The organism is Sphingomonas sp. BL2 (genome assembly GCF_056680015.1).
Genome location: NZ_CM155261.1, coordinates 2,776,561 through 2,796,359 on the forward strand (window position 1 = coordinate 2,776,561; position 19,799 = coordinate 2,796,359).

General features: G+C 66.0%; 13 protein-coding genes and 1 tRNA gene. 12 read left to right on the top strand and 2 right to left on the bottom strand.

Going from position 1 to position 19,799, the window contains the following annotated elements:
• Positions 1–245: 245 nt before the first annotated feature.
• The 7 genes from lon to AC1ME3_RS13025 all read left to right on the top strand — a co-directional run bounded on the left by lon (position 246) and on the right by AC1ME3_RS13025 (position 8,482).
• Positions 246–2,639: an endopeptidase La gene (gene lon / locus AC1ME3_RS12995; RefSeq protein ID WP_056057990.1), complete on the top strand. Its 2,394-nt coding sequence runs from the start codon at positions 246–248 to the stop codon at positions 2,637–2,639.
• Between the two features lie 103 nt (positions 2,640–2,742).
• Positions 2,743–3,039 (top strand): HU family DNA-binding protein, encoded by a 297-nt coding sequence (locus AC1ME3_RS13000; protein WP_268795398.1) that lies wholly within the window; start codon positions 2,743–2,745, stop codon positions 3,037–3,039.
• A gap of 208 nt (positions 3,040–3,247) precedes the next feature.
• Positions 3,248–3,322, top strand: a tRNA-Val gene (locus AC1ME3_RS13005).
• Positions 3,323–3,587: 265 nt separating this feature from the next.
• Positions 3,588–4,226, top strand: a complete 639-nt coding sequence (locus AC1ME3_RS13010; protein WP_480953480.1) for a CerR family C-terminal domain-containing protein — start codon at positions 3,588–3,590, stop codon at positions 4,224–4,226.
• A complete protein-coding gene (locus AC1ME3_RS13015; RefSeq protein ID WP_480953481.1) occupies positions 4,223–5,401 on the top strand; it encodes an HlyD family secretion protein in 1,179 nt (392 codons plus the stop codon). Before AC1ME3_RS13010 ends, AC1ME3_RS13015 begins: the two co-directional genes overlap by 4 nt.
• 1 nt (position 5,402) lies before the next feature.
• Positions 5,403–7,019 (top strand): DHA2 family efflux MFS transporter permease subunit, encoded by a 1,617-nt coding sequence (locus AC1ME3_RS13020; RefSeq protein WP_480953482.1) that lies wholly within the window; start codon positions 5,403–5,405, stop codon positions 7,017–7,019.
• Entirely contained in the window at positions 7,019–8,482 is a 1,464-nt protein-coding gene (locus tag AC1ME3_RS13025; protein ID WP_480953483.1) for an efflux transporter outer membrane subunit, read from the top strand. Before AC1ME3_RS13020 ends, AC1ME3_RS13025 begins: the two co-directional genes overlap by 1 nt.
• 302 nt (positions 8,483–8,784) lie before the next feature.
• Here AC1ME3_RS13025 and AC1ME3_RS13030 read toward each other — a convergent pair whose 3' ends face one another.
• A complete protein-coding gene (locus AC1ME3_RS13030) occupies positions 8,785–9,120 on the bottom strand; it encodes a DUF6481 family protein (protein ID WP_132740214.1) in 336 nt (111 codons plus the stop codon).
• Positions 9,121–9,441: 321 nt separating this feature from the next.
• Here AC1ME3_RS13030 and AC1ME3_RS13035 point away from each other — a divergent pair, with 321 nt between their 5' ends.
• On the top strand, positions 9,442–11,070 hold the full coding sequence (locus AC1ME3_RS13035; protein WP_480953484.1) for a hypothetical protein: 1,629 nt from the start codon (positions 9,442–9,444) through the stop codon (positions 11,068–11,070).
• A 108-nt stretch (positions 11,071–11,178) separates the two neighbouring features.
• Positions 11,179–13,971, top strand: coding sequence for a TonB-dependent receptor domain-containing protein (locus tag AC1ME3_RS13040; RefSeq protein ID WP_480953485.1), 2,793 nt, complete (start codon positions 11,179–11,181; stop codon positions 13,969–13,971).
• Between the two features lie 267 nt (positions 13,972–14,238).
• Here AC1ME3_RS13040 and AC1ME3_RS13045 read toward each other — a convergent pair whose 3' ends face one another.
• Entirely contained in the window at positions 14,239–14,895 is a 657-nt protein-coding gene (locus AC1ME3_RS13045) for a prolyl hydroxylase family protein (RefSeq protein ID WP_480953486.1), read from the bottom strand.
• 182 nt (positions 14,896–15,077) lie between these two features.
• On the opposite strand from AC1ME3_RS13045, the gene AC1ME3_RS13050 reads away from it, so the two are divergent.
• The 3 genes from AC1ME3_RS13050 to AC1ME3_RS13060 are packed head-to-tail and all read left to right on the top strand — an operon-like array spanning position 15,078 to position 19,725.
• Entirely contained in the window at positions 15,078–15,860 is a 783-nt protein-coding gene (locus AC1ME3_RS13050) for a type II secretion system protein N (RefSeq protein ID WP_480955829.1), read from the top strand.
• Positions 15,857–18,076, top strand: coding sequence for a type II secretion system secretin GspD (gene gspD / locus AC1ME3_RS13055; protein WP_480953487.1), 2,220 nt, complete (start codon positions 15,857–15,859; stop codon positions 18,074–18,076). Before AC1ME3_RS13050 ends, gspD begins: the two co-directional genes overlap by 4 nt.
• The gene (locus AC1ME3_RS13060) at positions 18,073–19,725 is read left to right on the top strand and encodes a GspE/PulE family protein (protein ID WP_480953488.1); all 1,653 of its coding nucleotides are present in this window, start codon (positions 18,073–18,075) and stop codon (positions 19,723–19,725) included. Before gspD ends, AC1ME3_RS13060 begins: the two co-directional genes overlap by 4 nt.
• The last annotated feature ends 74 nt before the right edge of the window (positions 19,726–19,799 follow it).

Genomic DNA, 19,799 nt, shown 5'->3' on the forward strand with positions numbered 1-19,799 from the left:
GTTCTCGCGCCTGAGCGGCACGCATACAAGTGCGATCCGCCACCGGCCGTTCTCTTGCGAACGCAGGAGCCCAGGATCACTGAAACCGCCGCCCGTTACCCTGGACTCCTGCGTTCGCAGGAGAACGGCCGGCGCTTGGGCGACGCGCGAAAACCCCTAACCACCGCCAACCAATTGATGGACGGTTCATCCTCACCATATAAGCTGTAGATTATGCCCCCATGCAGGCACCCACCGGAGCGTTCATGACCCAGTACCCCGTCCTTCCCCTTCGCGACATCGTCGTGTTCCCGCACATGATCGTGCCGCTGTTCGTCGGCCGCGATAAGTCCGTTGCCGCGCTCGAGGCGGCGATGGCGGCGGACAAGGAGATCTATCTCGTCGCGCAGGTCGATCCCGCAGAGGACGATCCCTCGCGCGACGACCTGTATTCGATGGGCGTCACCGCGACCGTGCTCCAGCTATTGAAGCTCCCCGATGGCACCGTTCGCGTGCTGGTCGAGGGCAAGGGCCGCGCGACGCTGGAAACGCTCGACGAAAGCGGCGACTTCCTGACCGCCACGGTCGAGCCGGTTGCCGATGCCGAGGTCGAAGGGCCGGAACTCATCGCGCTGATGCGCTCGGTGGTCGACCAGTTCGAGAACTACGCCAAGCTCAACCGCAAGCTCTCGTCCGAAACCTCGGTGCAGCTGTCCGAGATCGAGGACGCGTCGAAGCTGTCCGATGCGGTGATCGCGAACGTCCAAATCAAGGTCGCCGAGAAGCAGGCGATCCTGCTCGAAACCAATCCGTCGAAGCGCCTCGAAATGGCGTTCGCCGCGATGGAGGGCGAGCTGGGCGTCCTCCAGGTCGAGAAGAAGATCAAGAGCCGCGTCAAGCGCCAGATGGAGAAGACGCAGCGCGAATATTACCTCAATGAGCAGTTGAAGGCGATCCAGCGTGAACTCGGCAACGAGGATGGCGAGGGCGAAGGCGACGAAATCGCCGAGCTGACGCAGAAGATCGCGACGCTCAAGATGAGCAAGGAAGCCCGCGGCAAGGCAACGTCGGAGCTGAAGAAGCTCAAGACGATGGCGCCGATGAGCGCCGAGGCGACCGTCGTGCGCAATTATCTCGACGTGCTGCTCGGGCTGCCGTGGGGCAAGAAGTCTAAGATCAAGAAGGACATCGCCGCCGCACAGGTGACGCTGGACGAGGATCATTATGCGCTCGAGAAGGTCAAGGACCGGATCGTCGAGTATCTCGCCGTGCAGGCGCGCACCAACAAGCTGAAGGGGCCGATCCTGTGCCTCGTCGGCCCTCCCGGCGTCGGCAAGACCTCGCTGGGCAAGTCGATCGCCAAGGCGACCGGGCGCGAGTTCATCCGCCAGTCGCTCGGCGGCGTGCGTGACGAGGCCGAGATCCGTGGGCATCGCCGCACCTATATCGGTTCGCTGCCGGGCAAGATCGTGACGAACCTCAAAAAGGCCGGCACGTCGAACCCGCTGTTCCTGCTCGACGAGATCGACAAGCTCGGCCAGGATTTCCGTGGCGATCCGGCCTCGGCGCTGCTCGAGGTCCTCGATCCGGAGCAGAACGGCAAGTTCCAGGATCATTATCTGGAGGTCGACATCGACCTGTCGGACGTGATGTTCGTCTGCACGGCGAACTCGCTGAACCTGCCGCAGGCGCTGCTCGACCGCATGGAGATCATCCGTCTGGAGGGCTATACCGAGGACGAGAAGGTTGAGATCGCCGAGCGTCATCTGGTTGAGAAGCAGATCGAGGCGCACGGGTTGAAGCCGGGCGAGTTCACGCTGACGCAGGAGGGGCTTCGTACGCTCATCCAACAGTACACGCGGGAGGCTGGCGTGCGTACGCTGGAGCGCGAGATTGCCAAGCTGTGCCGCAAGGCGCTGCGCCAAATCCTCGAAAACAAGACGACCAGCGTCACGATCACGCCCGAGAACATCGGCGAATATGCCGGCGTGCAGAAGTATCGCCACGGTCTCGGCGAGACCGAGAACCAGATCGGTGCGGTCACCGGCCTTGCCTGGACCGAGGTCGGCGGCGAACTGCTGACGATCGAGAGCGTGACGGTTGCAGGCAAGGGTCAGGCCAAGCTCACCGGTACGCTCGGCGACGTGATGAAGGAGTCGATCGAGACCGCGTTCAGCTATGTGAAGGCGCGTGCGCCGAGCTACGGGATCAAGCCGAGCCTGTTCGCGCGGAAGGATATCCACATCCATCTGCCCGAGGGTGCGGTGCCGAAGGATGGTCCGTCGGCGGGTATCGGTATGGTCACGTCGATCGTCTCGACGCTGACCGGCGTGCCGATCCGGCGCGAGGTGGCGATGACTGGCGAGGTTACGCTGCGTGGTCGCGTGCTGCCGATCGGTGGCCTCAAGGAGAAGCTGCTCGCCGCGCTCCGTGGCGGGATCGAGACGGTGCTGATCCCGGCCGAGAACGAGAAGGACCTCGCGGAGATCCCGGCGAACATCAAGGCGGGGCTGAAGATCATCCCGGTTTCGCATGTTGACGAGGTGCTTCGCCTGGCGCTGACCGAGCCGCTCGAGGCGATCGAGTGGACCGACGCGGATGAGCTCGCGGCACTGCCGCCGGCACCGATCGCACCGGTTGGGGGTGGTCTTCACCACTGATCCATGTTTGGATCGTAAGCGACAATACGGCGGTTTCGTTTGACAGCAGACGGGGCCGCCGCATTATTGCGCGCTGATTGCGGTCGCGAGTCCATCTCGGCCGATTCGAGTTTTTCCGGGGGATTATATGAACAAGCAGGAGCTGATCGCTACGGTGGCTGACACGTCCGGGCTGGTAAAAGCCGACGCGGTCAAGGCGGTCGAGGCGGTGTTCGACGCGATCGAGGCATCGTTGAAGAAGGGCGACGAGGTTCGCCTGGTCGGTTTCGGCACGTTCTCGATCTCGAAGCGCAAGGCCTCGACCGGGCGCAATCCCCGCACCGGCGAGCCGATGACGATCAAGGCGTCGACCCAGCCGAAGTTCAAGGCCGGCAAGGGCTTGAAGGACGCGGTCAACTAGGCCCGGTGGAATCCTCCCCCGCCAGGGGGAGGTGGCAGGCGACAGCCTGACGGAGGGGGCGGTAAACGGTACCCTTCGTTGCGTGGTCCCCCCCTCCGTCGCCTTCGGCGCCACCTCCCCCTTGCGGGGGGAGGATCGAAGGGATCGACGTCAAAGGGCTAGACAGGCGGGCATCCCCTGCCTAAAGGCCCGCTTCCGAACGAGTTTCGGGCGCGTAGCTCAGTGGTAGAGCACACCCTTCACACGGGTGGGGTCGCTGGTTCAATCCCAGCCGCGCCCACCAGATTTACGCCGGTTCCTTCGCACGAAGGGGCCGGCGTTGCTGTTTCTGGCGCTGCACTCCGATCTTCTCCCCCCCTCCCTGGAAGGGAGGAGCCGGGGGTGGGTCGGTTTCCGTATCGCCGAACAGTCGCGGCGCGAGCGGGCCTACCCACCCCCCAACCCCTCCCTTGCAGGGAGGGGGGAATTCAGGTTGTATCGGGTGGCAAACCCAAACATGACAGCTTCTTCATTAGGCTGGTTCGTTCGATCGAACTAAACGCCCCCCCGTGCTCCAATCCCGACTCCTCGACATCGCGATCAGCGAATTCGGCACCAAGGGGCTGGAGGGGGCGAGCACGCGTGGCATTGCCGCAGCGGCCGGCACCGCGATGTCGTCGATCACCTATCACTACGGCGGCAAGGAGGGCCTGTACCTCGCCGCCGCCGACCGGATCGCCGAGCGCATGACGGCCGTTTTGGGCGAGCCGTCCGAGCTGTCGCATGATGTCGCAGCGGACGACGTGAGCGAAGCCCGCGCCCAGATTCACCGCATCTTCGGCCGGCTTGCGGACAAGATGGCCAGCAACGAGAGCGCCGACTGGACGCTGTTTGTGCTCCGCGAACAGATGAAGCCGGGCGAGGCGTTCGAGCGGATCTATGGCGGCGTGATGGGTCAGATGGTGCGCAGGCTGAGCGACCTGGTCTGCATCGCCACCGGTTGCGCCGAAATCCGCACGGGCAGGATCGCGACGATCACCTTGATGGGGCAGGTCATCACGCTGCGGGCGAACCGCGCGACCTGCCTCAAATTGCTTGAGCGCGATGTGCTCGAACCCAACGACATCCTCGATATCAAGGCGCGTATCGACGCCAATATCGACGCCATTCTCGATTCGATGCGTGCTGAAGAACAGGGCCAGGCATGACCGACCAGACGAACCACTCCGACGCCAACCATGACGATGAGGATCCCAAGGACGATCCGAACGGCCAGGACCAGCAGTCCGATACCGACCAGCAAGACGAGTCTGACGACAAGGCCGACGGCGACGAGAAGAAGCCGTCGGTCTTCAAGAAGCCGCTGTTCTGGATCGTCCTCGTCATCGTCGTCGGCGGGCTGATCATCGGCGGCGTGCTCTACTGGCTCCATGCGCGCCAGTTCGAATCGACCGACGACGCGTTCGTCGACACGCACATCGTCCGCCTTGCGCCCCAGGTCGCGGGCACGCTGGTCCAGGTCGCCGATATCGACAATCGCCACGTCGAAGCGGGCCGCCTGCTCGCGGTCATCAAGGCATCCGGCCGCGATGCCCAGGTCGCCGAGGCGCAGGCAAACGAATCGCAGGCCCGCGCACAGTTCGCGCAGGCACAGGCGCAGGTCACCGCCGCCGAGGCCCAACGCCAGCAGGCTGCGGCACAAGCCCGCGTCCCGATGGCCGCCGCGGTAAAGGCCCAGCAGGATCTCGCGCGCTACGAGGCGTTGCTGCGGCTCGATCCGAGCGCGGTCGCCGGTCAACAGCTCGATCAGGCGCGCGCCACCGCGCGCCAGACCGCCGCCGATGCCGCCGCCGCCCGCGAGCAGATCGACACCGCCACCGCGCAGATCAGCGTCGCCAGGAAGCAGGTCGGCGCGGCCAAGTCGGTGATCGACGCCCGTCGCGCGCAGGTCGACCAGGCGAACGTCACGATCGGTGATCTCCGCCTGACCGCGCCGGTCGCGGGGCAGGTCGTCAACCGCTCGGTCAACGTCGGCTCCTATGTCGCGCCCGGCACGCAGCTGATGGCGATCGTCCCCGACACAATGTGGGTGACGGCGAACTTCAAGGAAACGCAGCTCACGCTGATGAAGATCGGCCAGCCCGTCGACATCCATGTCGACGCGTATCCCGGCGTCGATTTCAAGGGTCATGTCGACTCGATCCAGCGCGGCGCCGGCCAGGCGTTCGCCCTGCTGCCCCCGCAAAACGCGACCGGCAACTATGTGAAGGTCGTCCAGCGCGTCCCCGTCCGTATCGTGTTCGACGCGAAGAACGGCCCCGATCCGAAGCGCTATCCGATCGGCCCCGGCATGTCGGTGGTGCCGACCGTCAAGGTGCGCTGAGGTGGCCGAGGCTCCTGCTAAGGCCGATGCGGGGGGCGGTCACACGTGGTCGCCAAGCCGGTCGGCGGCGGGCAAGTACAGCCCGTGGCTGATCGTCGCGATCATCTCGATCCCAACCTTCATGGAGGTGCTCGACACCTCGATCGCCAACGTCGCGCTCGATCATATCTCGGGCGGGCTGTCGATCACCACCGATCAGGCGACGTGGGTGCTGACCAGTTATCTCGTCGCCAACGCGATCGTCATCCCGATCTCGGGCTGGCTGTCGGACGCGATCGGCCGAAAGCGCTATTTCCTGCTGTCGATTGCCTTGTTCACGCTTGCCTCGCTGATGTGCGGCCTTGCGCCCAATATCGCTACGCTCGTCGTCGCCCGCGTGCTGCAAGGCATTGGCGGCGGCGGCCTCGCGCCGGTCGAGCAGTCCATCCTCGCCGACACCTTCCCGCCGAAACAACGTGGGATGGCGTTCGCCGCGTTCGCGATCGTCGTCGTCGTCGGCCCCGTGCTCGGGCCAACGCTCGGCGGCTACATCGTCGAATATTCGAGCTGGCACTGGGTGTTCCTGATCAACGTCCCCGTCGGCATCGCCGCGTGGTTTCTGGTCGAGACGTTCGTCGACGAGCCGCCGCAGGTGAAGAAGGACCGCGACGAGCGGTTCAAGAACGGCCTGACGATCGACTATGTCGGCGTCGCGCTGGTCGCACTCGGGCTCGGCTTCCTCGAACTCACCTTCGATCGCGGCGAGCGCGAGGACTGGTTTTCGAGCGGCTTCATCGTCATGTCGGCGATCATCGCCGCGGTATCGCTGGTCACGCTCGTGATCTGGGAACTGAACCACAAGGACCCGGTAATCGACCTCAAGCTGCTGAAGAATCGCAACTTCGCGCTGACGATCGGCGTGATGGGCGTCACCGGCATGATCCTGTTCGGCACCACGCAGCTGATACCGCAGATGCTGCAACAGGTGCTCGGCTACAGCTCGCTCGACGCCGGTCTCGCGCTGACCGCCGGCGGTCTCGCGACGCTTGTCATGGTGCCGTTCGCAGGGCGACTAAGCGGGCTGGTCGACGTCCGCTTCCTGCTGTTCCCGGCGTTGCTGGTGCAGGCGTTCGCGCTGTGGAACATGAGCCACCTGACCGCCGACATCGCGTTCTCCGATGCGGCGTTCGCGCGGCTGTTCCAGGCGATGGCGCTGCCGTTCCTGTTCGTGCCGATCAACGCGATCGCTTATGTCGGGCTCAAGCAGACGCAGACCGCGCAGGCGTCTAGTCTGCTCAACGTCTCGCGAAACCTGGGCGGGACGATCGGCATCTGTTTCGCGCAGACTCAACTTGCGGGCGGATTGCAGCGGCACCAGTCTGAACTGACGCAGACGCTCAACCCGCTCGATCCGAATTATAACGACTGGATGCAGAAGGCGACGAGCGTATTCGGCGGGCAGGGCGATGCGACGACGCCGTTGGCCGTTCTCTACAGCCAGATGCAGCGGCAGGCGACGATGCTCGCGTTCCTAGACGTGTTCCGCGCGATGATGGTGGTCGTACTGGTCGTCGCGCCACTGGTTCTATTCATGCGCTCCGGCAAGACCGGCGGCGCGCCCTCGGGAGGGATGCATTGATGCGTGCGCGGTTCATGGTGGTTGCGGTTGCGGCCCTGCTCGCGGGGTGCACCGTCGGCCCGAACTACAGCCCGCCGGAGATGGCGGTGCCGCCGGCGTTCGTGGGTCCGCAGGCCACAGTTGGGACGACGGTCGATCCGGCCCGCTGGTGGTCCGCGTTCGGCGATTCGCAATTGGACGGGCTGGTCGAGCGCGCGTTGAAGGGCAATCCCGACATCGCGATCGCCGCCTCGCGCGTGCGGCAGGCGCGATTGCAGGAGATCGTCGCGCGCTCGCAGGGGTTGCCGAGCGTCAACGCGAGCGCCAGCCCGAGCCATATCGAGTTCAGCAAGAACGCCGGCCTCTCGTCGATCGCACGCGCGTTCAGCGGCGGCACGGGGGCAGGGGGCACCGGCTCGACCGGCGGCATCGCACTGCCCGGCAGCGGGATCACGACGTACTCGGTCGGGTTCGACGCAAGCTGGGAGCTCGACCTGTTCGGCGGCGTCCGGCGCAGCACCGAGGGCGCGCGGGCAAGGACCGAAGCGGCGGTCTGGTCGAAGCGCGACGCGGCGGTGACGCTCGCGGCCGAAGTCGCGCAGGCGTATTTCGCGCTCCGGCTCGATCAGGCGCAGATCGTGACGATCGAGGGCGAGATCGTCCGCCAGCGTCGTGCGCTCGAGATCGCGGGCAACACGGCCAAGGTGGGCCTCGTTCCGCCGATCGACGTCACCCGTCAGCGCGCTTCGATCACATCTACGGAAGCGCGCGCCGAGCCGGTCCGTGCCGATGTCGATGTCCGCATGCACGCACTGGCGATCCTGCTCGGCGAGCCACCCGCGACGCTGATGTCCGAACTCGCAGCACCTTCGGTCGCACCGCTCGGCGTGCCCACCATCCCAGCCGGGTTGCCGTCGGAACTGTTGCGTCGTCGCCCCGACATTCGCGCGGCCGAGCGCGATCTGGCTGCCTCGACCGCAGATATCGGCGTTGCGGTAGCGGATATGTATCCGAAGTTCAGCCTGACCGGCATGAGCCAGCTGATCTCGACTGCGCTCGGCAATCTGTTCTCGGGTGACAGCCTCCAGCTGACCGCGTCCGGCGCGGCGCAGTTCCCGTTGCTGGACTGGGGCCGGCGCAAGTCGACCGTGAAGTCGCGCGAGGAGGACCGCGAGCAGGCGTATCTCCGCTATCGCTCGACCGTGTTGCAGGCTTTGCGCGACGTCGAGGATCCGCTCGCGCAGATCGCTGCCGAGCGGAGGCGGAATGCGGCTCTGCAGCGGGCGGTGGTCGATGCGCAGAGCAGCGCGAAGGCGGCGGAGTCGCAGTACCGGACCGGCTTCGTGGCGCAGACGACGCTGCTGAACGCGGAGACGGACGTGCTGACGGCGCGCGAACAGCTGGTGTCGAGCGATGCGCAGTTGCGGCAACTGACGGTCGCGTTGTTCAAGGCGCTGGGGGGCGGTTGGGAGCAGGCGGAGTAGGGTCACTTCAACCCTTCTGTTACCCACCCTTAGTTGTTCTCCCGCGAAGGCGGGAGCCCAGACTAGGCTCCCGCCTTCGCGGGAGAACACGCTTGTTAGTAGGGTTCGTCCACTCCTTAGCCACCACCCCGGCGAAGGCCGGGCCCAGCTGGGGGACGTTGCCAACGGTGGACTGCGCTTCACCACTGCGACCTTGCCAACTGGGCCCCGGCCTTCACCGGGGTGGCGGTCTCTTTTGGAGACGGTTGCTCCAAGCGAGCAGTCGTTCAATCAAAATCGGCGGCCAAAAGACCGCCCAAAAATCACTTCTTCTTGTTCTTCCGCGCCGCATACTTAGCGTCACGAATCGCCTTCTTCTCGGCATCGGTCAGCTCTACCTTAGCCTCAGCCTCGCGCTTCTTAGCAGCAGCAGCCTCGGCCTCGGCCTTCTTCGCAGCCTTTGCCTCGTCCTCTGCAGCACGCTTGGCAGCGCGCTTCTCACGCTCGGCCAATTCCTTGGCTTCGCGCGCGGCAAGGCGCTCGGCAACGACGGCTTCGTCGATCGGCGGCTTCGCCTTCAGCGCCTCGAGCGCCTTCTGCTTGGCGGCGGCTGCGCTGCTCGTGCGGTCCTGGAAACTGGGGTCCTTGAAAGAGGCCATTGTCGTGAGATAATCCTGTAATATCGGTCTGACCGTCCGGACGCAGGATTGCGCCAGAGGTCTTGGGAGCAGTGACTCTGGCAGCGCCTGTAAATCATCGCGCGCCGGATCGGAAGAGATGTGTTCGATAGCGCGGTTTTCAACCCCGCAGGCCAGAAGCACCCCAATCGACAGTCATCGAACCGTCATATCATAGTCACGCAAGCGTAACCGAAATCGCATCGCGGCGTCATCTGGCCAGCCTAACCGCCATGTCACGGTCGGCAGGGGGGAGCCTGGGTCGATCCGAACAATCAACGGTACGACTCGGGAGTCCTTCGCATGACCAGCTTTACTCGCCTCGGCACGATCCTGCTGACCGGCACGGCCTGCCTCGCACTCACCGCTTGCGGCGGTGCCGACGACGTCGCTTCGCCGGGCGCAGGCACGGTGATCATCACCCCGCCAGCCACGCCGACCCCGACGCCGTCCACCCCGACGCCGACCCCATCGGCGATCACGGCCGCGCAGTTCGCCTCGACCTCGGGCGGCCGCTCGGACGGCACGATCACGATCAGCGCCGATGAGCAGCTTGCGATCGTCAACGCCGGCACCAACAACAACGTCAGCGGCACCAACGTCCTGACCGGCGTGTACCCGACCGCCGCGACGTCCGCCACGACCGCGACCGACCCGTCGTCGATCAACCCGTTCTTCGCCAGCACCAACTTCGTCGGCGCGCTCAACGGCCCGACCGACACCGCGTTCCAGGGCTGGACCTGCGCTTCCACGTCGGCCGAGTTCGGCGGCAGCACGACCGCGCGCTGCACCGCGGTTCCTGCTGTCGGCGCTGGCGGTTCGGCCGCAGCGTGCCCGACCGGCACGATCGACGACGGCCTGGTCCAGACGTTTCGCGCCTGCCGCCTGCCGACCAACATCACGTCCAGCCTGACGCTGCCGAAGATCGCCGGCGTGTTCTACCGCCTGCGCGGCCAGACCGAAGTCGGCGCCGATGTCGGCACGACCGGTGCGGATACCGGCGTGACGCTGACGATCGCACCGGGCGTCGTCGTCGCCGCGGACTCGACCGAAGTCACCGCCGATCTCCTGCTCGTCAACCGTGGGTCGAAGATCAGCGCCGTCGGTACGCGCGACGCGCCGATCATCTTCACGTCGCAGCAGAACCTGACCGCCAACGGCGTCAGCGATGCGACGCAGGGCCAGTGGGGCGGGATCATCCTGCTCGGCCGCGCGCCCGTCGCGGTCTGCGCCACCGGTACCGGTCCGAACAACGCCGGCGGCACGAGCACGACCTGCCAGCAGGCGATCGAAGGCGTCACCGGCCGCTTTTACGGTGGCCCGACGGCGGCCGACAACAGCGGCACGATGCAGTATGTCCAGATCCGCTACAGCGGCATCGCGATCAGCGACGGCAACGAGCTCCAGGGCCTGACGCTTGGCGGCACCGGTTCGGGGACGACGATCGATCACGTCCAGAGCCACAACTCGGCCGATGACGGCATCGAGATCTTCGGCGGCACCACGAACATCAAGTATTTCGCGGTCACCGGCGCAGACGACGACGGCTACGATATCGACAACGGCTATCGCGGCTTCATGCAGTTCATCATCGCCGCACAGCGCCTGCTGGGTGCGACCGCCGACTCGTTCTCGACCGAGATCGACTCGAACGGTGCCGAGGACCTGCTGCCCCGTACCTTCGGTCAGTATTCGAACTTCACGTTCGTGCAGACCGCGCTTGCGCCGGCCGCGATCCGCCAGCGTGGTGGTTCGGACATGCGCTTCATCAACGGCATCGTGAAGACGCCGGCGACCGTCGCCTGCCTCAACCTGATCGCGCAGGAAACCAGCCAGGCCGATCGCTCGACGATCCGCGCGGCCGATGCCTCGAAGCAGGACCAGGGTCCGCCGATCTTCACCTCGGTCTACTTCAACTGCAACGGCCGGTAACGCTTCCGGTCGGCTCTCCGCAGTCGATGATGTGAGCAGCGATGCCGGGGTGGTTCCAAAGACCACCCCGGCATTCGCCCATAGACCCCCTGATCTGGATATTCGGCCATGCAAACGCGCTTCGGCTATGCCACCTTACTTCTCCTGACCTCGCAGCTGGTCGCGCCCGCGGTGCTGGCCCAGACCGGCGGCGCCGCACCCGCTCCAGCCGCCTCGCCACCCGCCTCGACTACGCAGACCGGCCCGACCTCGACGCCGGTCGACACCTCCGCGCCCCAGGCTGCCGGAGCGGAGGCCGAAGTGTCGACGCCGGGCTATGATCCCAATGGCGGCGAGGACATCGTCGTCGTCGGCCGCAACATCCCGAACTTCGTCCGCGCGACCCCGCAGGTCGTCTCGATCCTGTCGACCGAGGACATTGCGCGCACCGGCGAAGGCGACATCGCCGGCGCGCTGTCGCGCGTCACCGGTCTCAGCATCGTCGGCAACGGCTTCGTCTACGTCCGCGGTCTCGGCGATCGCTACTCGTCGTCGCTGCTCAACGGTTCGCCACTGCCGAGCCCCGAGCCTCTGCGCCGCTCGGTCCCGCTCGACATCTTCCCGACCACGATCGTCGGGTCGGCGCTGGTCCAGAAGACCTATTCGGTGAACTATCCCGGTGAATTCGGCGGCGGCGTGATCAACCTCACGACCAAGGCGATCCCGGACAAGAACTTCCTGTCGTTCGGCGGCTCGGTCTCGGCCGACACCGCGACCACCAGCGAACTCGGCTACACCTATTATGGTGGCGATGCCGACTGGATCGGCTTCGACGACGGCACGCGGAAAGTGCCGAGCTTCATCAAGAACGCGCCGAGCGGCACCGGCAACATCTCGGCCGCGCAGGCTGCGACGCTCAGCAACGCCTCGACTTCGCTGCTCCAGCGCAACAACCAGCTCCCCGCCAATTTCTCGGGCGAGATCAGCGGCGGCTCGGTGTTCGACATCGGTTCGGGCCGGCTCGGCGTGATCGCGTCGGTCAGCGCGAGCAACACGTTCCGCACCCGCAGCATCACGCAGCAGGATTCGGTCACCAACGAAGGTCTGCTTCGCAACGATTTTCAGACCCTGCTGACCGACAACCGGATCGTCGCCAATGCGCTGATCGGTGTCGGCTACGAGTTCGGCGAGAACAGCATCAAGCTGACCAACGTCTATATCCACGACACGCTGAAGCAGGCGCGTGGGTCGGCGGCGACCACCTACAACAACTCGAGCGGCCTGCGTTTCCAGCAGAACACCAACTGGTTCGAACGGCAGCTGTTCGAGAGCCAGCTGGTCGGTGCGTTCAAGCCCGTCGACGCGCTGACGCTCGACGTCCGCGGCGCTTACGCTAATTCGAAGCGCAATGCGCCGTACGAGCGGCAGTTCGACTATCTCTGCTCGAACACCACCACGACCGGCCAGCCGATCATGGTGCAGGATCCGAACGGGACCGGCGGCGCGCAGTGCAACGGCGCCTACCAGGTGACGCAGCGCTTCTCGCCGTTCGCATCGATCATCTTCAGCGAATTGAAGGAAGACCTCTACAGCGGGCAGGCGGATGCCGCGTACAAGCTGTCGACCGATCGGCCGATGACGCTGTCGACCGGCTATTTCTACTCGGATACGAAGCGTACGTCGTCGCGTCTGCAGTTCAACTACCAGACGCCGCGCGGTGGCGGCACGGCACCGGGCTATCCGTACAATCTGCTCCGTCCGGATTACCTGCTGGCGATCGATACCAACGATCCGCTAAACTCGCTCGAATTGCAGTTCAATACCCCGCTCGGTGCGTATCAATATGACGCGTCGCTGCGGATTCATGCGGGCTATGTCCAGGCCGAGGCCGAGGCGACCGACGGCGTCCGCGCGACGATCGGCGTGCGCTACGAGACGGCGGACGAGCGGGTTACCCCGATCGGCGCGACCACGACGCGGCTGAAGAACGATTACTTCCTGCCAGCCTCGACGCTGACCTGGAACTTCGCGCCCGACATGCAGCTTCGCGCCAGCGCGTCGAAGACGATCTCGCGCCCGCAGTTCCGCGAGCTTGCACCACAGCAGTTCCGCGATCCCGAATCGGATCGCCTGTTCTTCGGTAACCCGCTGTTGCAGGATACCAAGCTCTACAATCTCGATGCGCGCTACGAATGGTTCTTTGCGCGTGACCAGCGCTTCACGCTCGGCGCGTTCTACAAGCGGATCGACAAGCCGATCGAGCAGGTCGGTTTCTACACCGGTGCCGACGATCGTCTGCAGACCGGCTTCACCAACCTGCCCAAGGCCGAGCTGTACGGCGGCGAGGTCGAGTTCCAGAAATACGTGCCGCTCTACACGCTCGGCAGCGATTTCTTCGCGACGCGCCGCCTGCTGTTCATCGCCAACTACACCTATACGCAGTCGTCGATCACGGTGGACGGCAGCTGCGTCCCGAACGTCGTTGACCAGACGACCAAGGTCGCGGGCTGCCAGGCCGGCTTCGCGCCGGCCACGGGTAACTTCCGCGACGGCGCGCCGCTCACCGGCCAGTCGGACCATCTCGTCAACGTCCAGCTCGGTCTGGAAGACACCAAGCGGCTGTCGCAGATCACGTTGTTGTTCAACTACGCCAGCGACCGCGTAACCAACCGCGGCCCGTCGAACCTCGGCGGCACGGGCTTCCTGCCCGACATCATCGAGAAGCCCGGCATCCGCCTCGATCTCGTCGCCCGCCAGGGTGTCGAACTGCGCGGCGCCAAGTTCGAGGTGAAGGCCGAGGCCCGCAACCTTACCAAGACGCGCTTCACCGAGGGGCAGACGTTCGAGAACGGCAACAAGGTGTACATCAACCGGTACAACCTGGGTCAGGTGTTCACGCTGGGGATCAGCACGACGTTCTGAGGAAGGGGCGGTCGTTCGGGTTGCGCTCCAGTGGCGAGCGCAGTCGGAGCGACCGACCTCCCAAGAAGATGACCTCCCCGGCGAAGGCCGGGGCCCAGTTGGAAAGGTCGGTGTAACGTAGCGCCGTCCTTCGTCAGCAGCGTTGCCCAACTGGACCCCGGCCTTCGCCGGGGCGGTGCTTTGAGAGTGCTAGGTGCTGAGGCGCAGGAGTCGCCGCTGCGCCAATCCGTCCGTTCTCGCCAGACCAATCATGGCCCCAGGCCAAGCCTAACCCCAGGGCTTCTCGCGAAACCATTTGGTGATCACATACTTGACCCCCGCGCGCACCTTCATCCCATGATGCAGCGTCGCCGCGTTCATGCTCCCATCCGCCCGCCGGTTGTTCCACGCCAGCAGCTTGCCCGTTTCCGGCTGGACGATCTTGTCGATCGCCTTGAACCGCGTCGCGCCGCCAGCTTCAGGCTGGTTGAGGTAGATCATGACGGTCCACGTCCGATTGCCCGCGACGCCGCAATAACGCTGATAATCGACGCCGTTCGGCTCGAAATAATCGGTGTGCCCCTTGAACTCCTGCCCTACCGCGTAGCGCTGCCCCTGGAGCGGTTCGCCGTACACCGGGTCGAGTCCGGTCAGCGCGGCGATCCTGCGCTCGACCTCGATCGCTACCGGATCGAGCGGCGACAGGTCGCCCGTCTCGCTCGTCCGATAGTTCGCGTCGCCGTTCGAATCGGAGATCGTCGACGGCCGCCGCACCGCGTCGATCCGCTCGATCAGCGTCGCGCACAAATCCGGCGGCAGGAAGTCGCGCCGCACGAACAGGTCGAGTTTCGGGCTAGGTACGCGCTGCACGCCGGGTACGGAAAGCCGCGCGATGATCGCTTCGGGAGGCAGGCCGGAGCCGCTGGACGGGAGGGGATCGGACATGCACGCCTTCTGCCCATCGCCGACGCGAAGCGCTACCCCATCAGAATCGAAGCAACCAACGCGCAAGCCATTGACGCGGAATTGTAACATGGCATGCCTACGCGACGAAGAGAGCGGGAAATTGGGGTGGGTCGCGGATGCGATTGAAGCTGGACGCGCGGGCGCGCCGTATCTTGCGGCGTATGCCGGTCGTGAATGTTTATAGTGTCGTCGAACTCGCGCTGCTGGCCGGGCTGGCGGTGCAGTGCGCGCGGCTGGCGTGGACGATCGTGACGCCGATCACGCCGCTCGGCGACTGGCGCCCGGCCGCGCCGATGGTGGTGGGTTCGCCCGCCGACATCCTGCGTGGCTTCGACCCGTTTTTCCGCCTCGGTGGCGCGGCCGGCGCACCCGCCACCGTCACGTCGCTCCAATTGACCCTGTTCGGCACGCGGATGGATGAAGCGATGGGCCGCAGCTCCGCGATCATCGCCGGTCCCGACGGCGTCCAGCAGAGCGTTGCGGTTGGTGACGAGATCCAGCCCGGCGTGCGTCTCAAGGCGGTCGCGTTCGATCACGTCACGATCGACCGCGGCGGCGCCGACGAAGACCTGTTCCTCGACCAGTCGGGCGCCGTCACGCCGGTCGTCCCCGGCGCGGCACCGGCGGGCGCGTCCGGTGCCGTTGCCCCCGTCGTCGGCATCCCCGTCGCGCAGTTGCGCAGCGAGATCGGCTTCATCCCGCGGATCGACGGCGGCCGCATCAGCGGGCTCACCGTCCGCTCGCAAGGCTCGGGCAACGCGTTCCGCTCGGCCGGGCTCAAGGACGGCGACGTCGTTACCTCGATCGGCGGGCGTCCCGTTTCCGGTCCCGGCGATCTCGACCGCATCGCCAAGGATTTCGCGGGCGGCGGCAACGTCCCCATCACCGTAGAACGCGGCCAGGATACCCTGCCGCTCGCCATCACGATCGCGCCCCCCCAATGAAAAAACTGTTTCTCGGCCCCGTTATAGCGCTCGCGCTGGCGGCCGGCGTTCACGCCCAGACCACGCTCAACGTCCGCGATGCCGACATCCGCGCGTTCATCGCCGATGCCGCCAAGGTCACCGGGCGCACGTTCATCATCGACAACCGCGTCGCCGGCAAGGTGACGGTGGTCACCGATCGCCCGCTGTCGCGCTCCGAATATTTCGAGATATTTCTCTCGACCCTGCGCGCCAACGGCCTCGTCGCGGTGCCGACCTCGGGCGGGGCGTTCCGCGTCCAGCCGCTCGACAACGCCGCCTCGCAGCCGAGCCGGATCGGCGTCGCGGGCGCCGCACGCAACAGCTACGTCACCGAGATCATCCGACTCCGCGCGATCGACGCGCAGTCCGCGGTCGAGACGGTCCGCCCCCTGGTCAGCGCGCAAGGCTCGGTCAGCGCGAACCGCGGCGGCAACAGCCTCGTCGTGGTCGATTTCGCCGACAACATCCGCCGCATCCGCGAAGTCCTCCGTCGGATCGACACCGATACGTCCTCCACGCGCGTCGTCGCGCTCAAGAACGCGAGTGCCAAGGAGATCGCGACTGCGCTCCAGGGGCTGATCGGCGCCGGCACTGGCGGCGGTCAAGGCGGGCAGGCCGGCGGCGCAGGCTCCGGTCCGAGCGCGTCGGTCGTCGCAGTCGAGGGCTCGAACGCCGTCGCCCTGCGCGGCGATCCGACCACCGTCGCCCGCCTCGCACAGGTCGCCGCCGACCTCGACCAGAAGGCGCGCAACGGTACCGAGATCAAGGTCGTCTTCCTCGAGAACGCCGATGCCGAACAGTTGCTGCCAGTGTTGCAGGAACTCGTCGGCCAGACCCCGACGCAGCCCGTGCAGACGGCATTGTCGCGCTCGAACTTCGGATCGAGCAGCACCAACGGCGCGTCCGGCGGCCAGTCGAACTTCTCGCAACCACAAATCCCGCAGTCTGGCCCTTCGTCGAGCGGCGGAGGCGGCGGGTCCGGCCAGGCTGCGATCACCGCGGCCGGCGGCAAGACCGCCGCGGTCGTCACGCGCTTTGCCGGCGCCAACGCGATCGTCATCGCCGCACCCGCCGAGATCCAGCGCCAGCTTAACGAGGTCGTCCGCCAGCTCGACACGCGCCGCGAACAGGTACTGGTCGAGGCGATCGTCGCCGAAGTCTCCGATTCGACCGCACGCACGCTCGGCGCACAGTTCATCGTCGGTGACCCGAGCGGTGGCGCGTTCGGCGCATCGACCTTCTCGAACTCCGCGCCCAACATCCTCCAGATCGCGGGCGCGATCGGCGCGCGCTCGATCGGCGGCAACGGCACGACGGTCGTCGCGCCCGACGGCACGCGCACCGAAACGAACACCCCCAATGCCGCGGCGGACGCACTGCAGCAGTCCGCGATCGCGTCGATCCTCGCGGCTACCGGCGGCTTCGGCGGGTTCGGCGGCAAGATCGGCAGCACGTTCTTCGGCGCAATCATCAACGCGGTGAAGAGCGACACGACCTCCAACCTGCTCCAGGTCCCACACCTCGTCACGCTCGACAACCAGGAGGCGCACAGCCTCGTCGGGCAGGAGATTCCGATCACCACGGGGCAGGCGCTCAGCACCAATTTCGACAACGCCTTCCGCACCACGCAGCGCCAGAATGTCGGCATCGAGCTGACCGTCCGCCCGCAGGTGAACTCGAGCGGTACCGTGAAGCTCAACCTGCGCCTCGAAGTCAGTTCGATCGCCGGCCCGGTGTCGAGCGACAACAGCGACCTGATCCTCAACAAGCGCGAGGTCGAGACCGTCCGCACCGTCGACGACGGCCAGATCGCGGTGATCAGCGGCCTGCTCGACGATAACGAGCGGCGCACGATCGAGAAGATCCCGCTGCTCGGCGACATCCCCGTGCTCGGCCATCTGTTCACGTCGAAGGCGAAACAGCGGTCGAAAACCAACCTGATGATCTTCATTCGCCCGACGATCCTGCGCACCGCGGAGGACAGCCGCAAGCTGACCGAGCAGCGCTACGGCTATGTCCGCCTGCAACAGGGCTTGCAGGAGCCGGGCGCCGAGCCTTCGATCGATCAGCTCGTCCGCGACTACATGGGCGCAGCCCCGCCGATCCCGAGCGCACCGATCCCCGGGAGCATCGAGGATCCGCGCATCGCGGTGCCGGTACGCACCTCGACGATGGTTGTGCGACCAAAGAAATGATCATCCGCGAAGGCCACGAGATCGAGCTTACTTCCCCCCTCCCGCTTGCGGGAGGGGTCGGGGGAGGGGCTGCCTCGATCACGGACGATGCGATCGAGGGGTATGTCATTCCCTCCCCCAACCCCTCCCGCGAGCGGGAGGGGAGCAGTGACCTCCCCCAGATCACCATCCCCTACGCCTTCGCCCGAAAGTTCGGCGTCGTCGTCGACCACACCGATACGGACTCCCACCTCACCATCGCCATGCGCGCCGGCGCGGACCCGAAGGTCCTGCTCGAACTCCGCCGCTACCTCGCCCGCCCGTTCGACGTGACGTTCGTCGAGCAGGTCGCGTTCGATCGCCTCCTCTCGAACGTCTACGCGATGGACGGCCAGGCCAACGCGCTCGCCGCAGTCGGCATGGGCGACGAACTCGACCTGCTCGCCGGCGACATGCCGACCGCGGAGGATCTGCTCGACACCGCCGACGACGCTCCCGCGATCCGCCTCATCAACGGCATCATCGCCGATGCCGCGCGAAACGGCGTGTCCGACATCCACATCGAGCCATATGAGTCCGGCCTAGTCGTCCGCATGCGCATCGACGGCATGCTGCGCGAAACGCTGCGTATGCCGCCCAACGTTGCCCCGGTGGTGGTCAGCCGCATCAAGGTCATGGCGCGCCTCGACATCGCCGAGCGCCGCGTCCCACAGGACGGCCGCATGGGCCTGACGCTCGGTGGCAAGCTGCTCGACGTCCGCGTCTCGACGCTGCCGAGCCGCGCAGGGGAACGCGTGGTGCTGCGTATTCTCGACAAGGAGAACGCCGGCATCGACCTCGAAGCGCTCGGCTTGCCGCCCGCACTGTTCGCGCTGCTAAATGAGGCGTTGAGCGAACCCAACGGCATCATCCTCGTCACCGGTCCGACCGGCTCGGGCAAGACCACGTCGCTCTACGCCGCGCTCCGCCTGCTCAACGACGGCAGCCGGAACATCCTCACCGTCGAGGATCCGGTGGAGTACGCGGTCGACGGCGTCGGCCAGACGCAGGTCAACCCGAAGGTCGGCCTGACCTTCGCAGCGGGCCTTCGCGCGATCCTCCGCCAGGATCCCGACGTCGTGATGGTCGGCGAAATCCGCGACCGCGAGACCGCCGAGATCGCCGTGCAGGCATCGCTGACGGGGCATCTCGTGCTGTCGACGGTCCACACCAACGACGCGATCGGCGCGATCACCCGCATGCGCGACATGAAGGTCGAGAGCTTCCTGCTCGCTTCGACGCTGCGCGCGGTGATCGCCCAGCGGCTCGTGCGGCGGCTGTGCCCGACGTGTCGCAAGGCGGTGCCAGCGTCCGACACGGTCGCGCCACTGCTCGGCATCGCGTCCGACGCGGTCGTCTACGTCGCACAGGGCTGTGAGGACTGCAACCAGACCGGCTACAAGGGGCGGATCGGCGTCTTCGAGGCCGTCCGCATCGACGACACGATCCGCCGCCTGATCAACACCGACGGCCACGAATCGGAGATAACCGCGCACGCGTTCGCCAAATCGCCAAACCTGGCGCAGTCGGCCCGCGACCTGGTCCTCTCAGGCCAGACCACCGCTGAAGAAGCCGTCCGCGTATCCCGGCGCGACACAACCGAAGTCGTGCACGAGGTGGCAGTTGCATAACCTCGCTCCCTTGTCATGCCGGGCTTGTTCCGGCATCCACCGTGCTGCGAAGCCTGAAGCCATCGAGTGTGCGG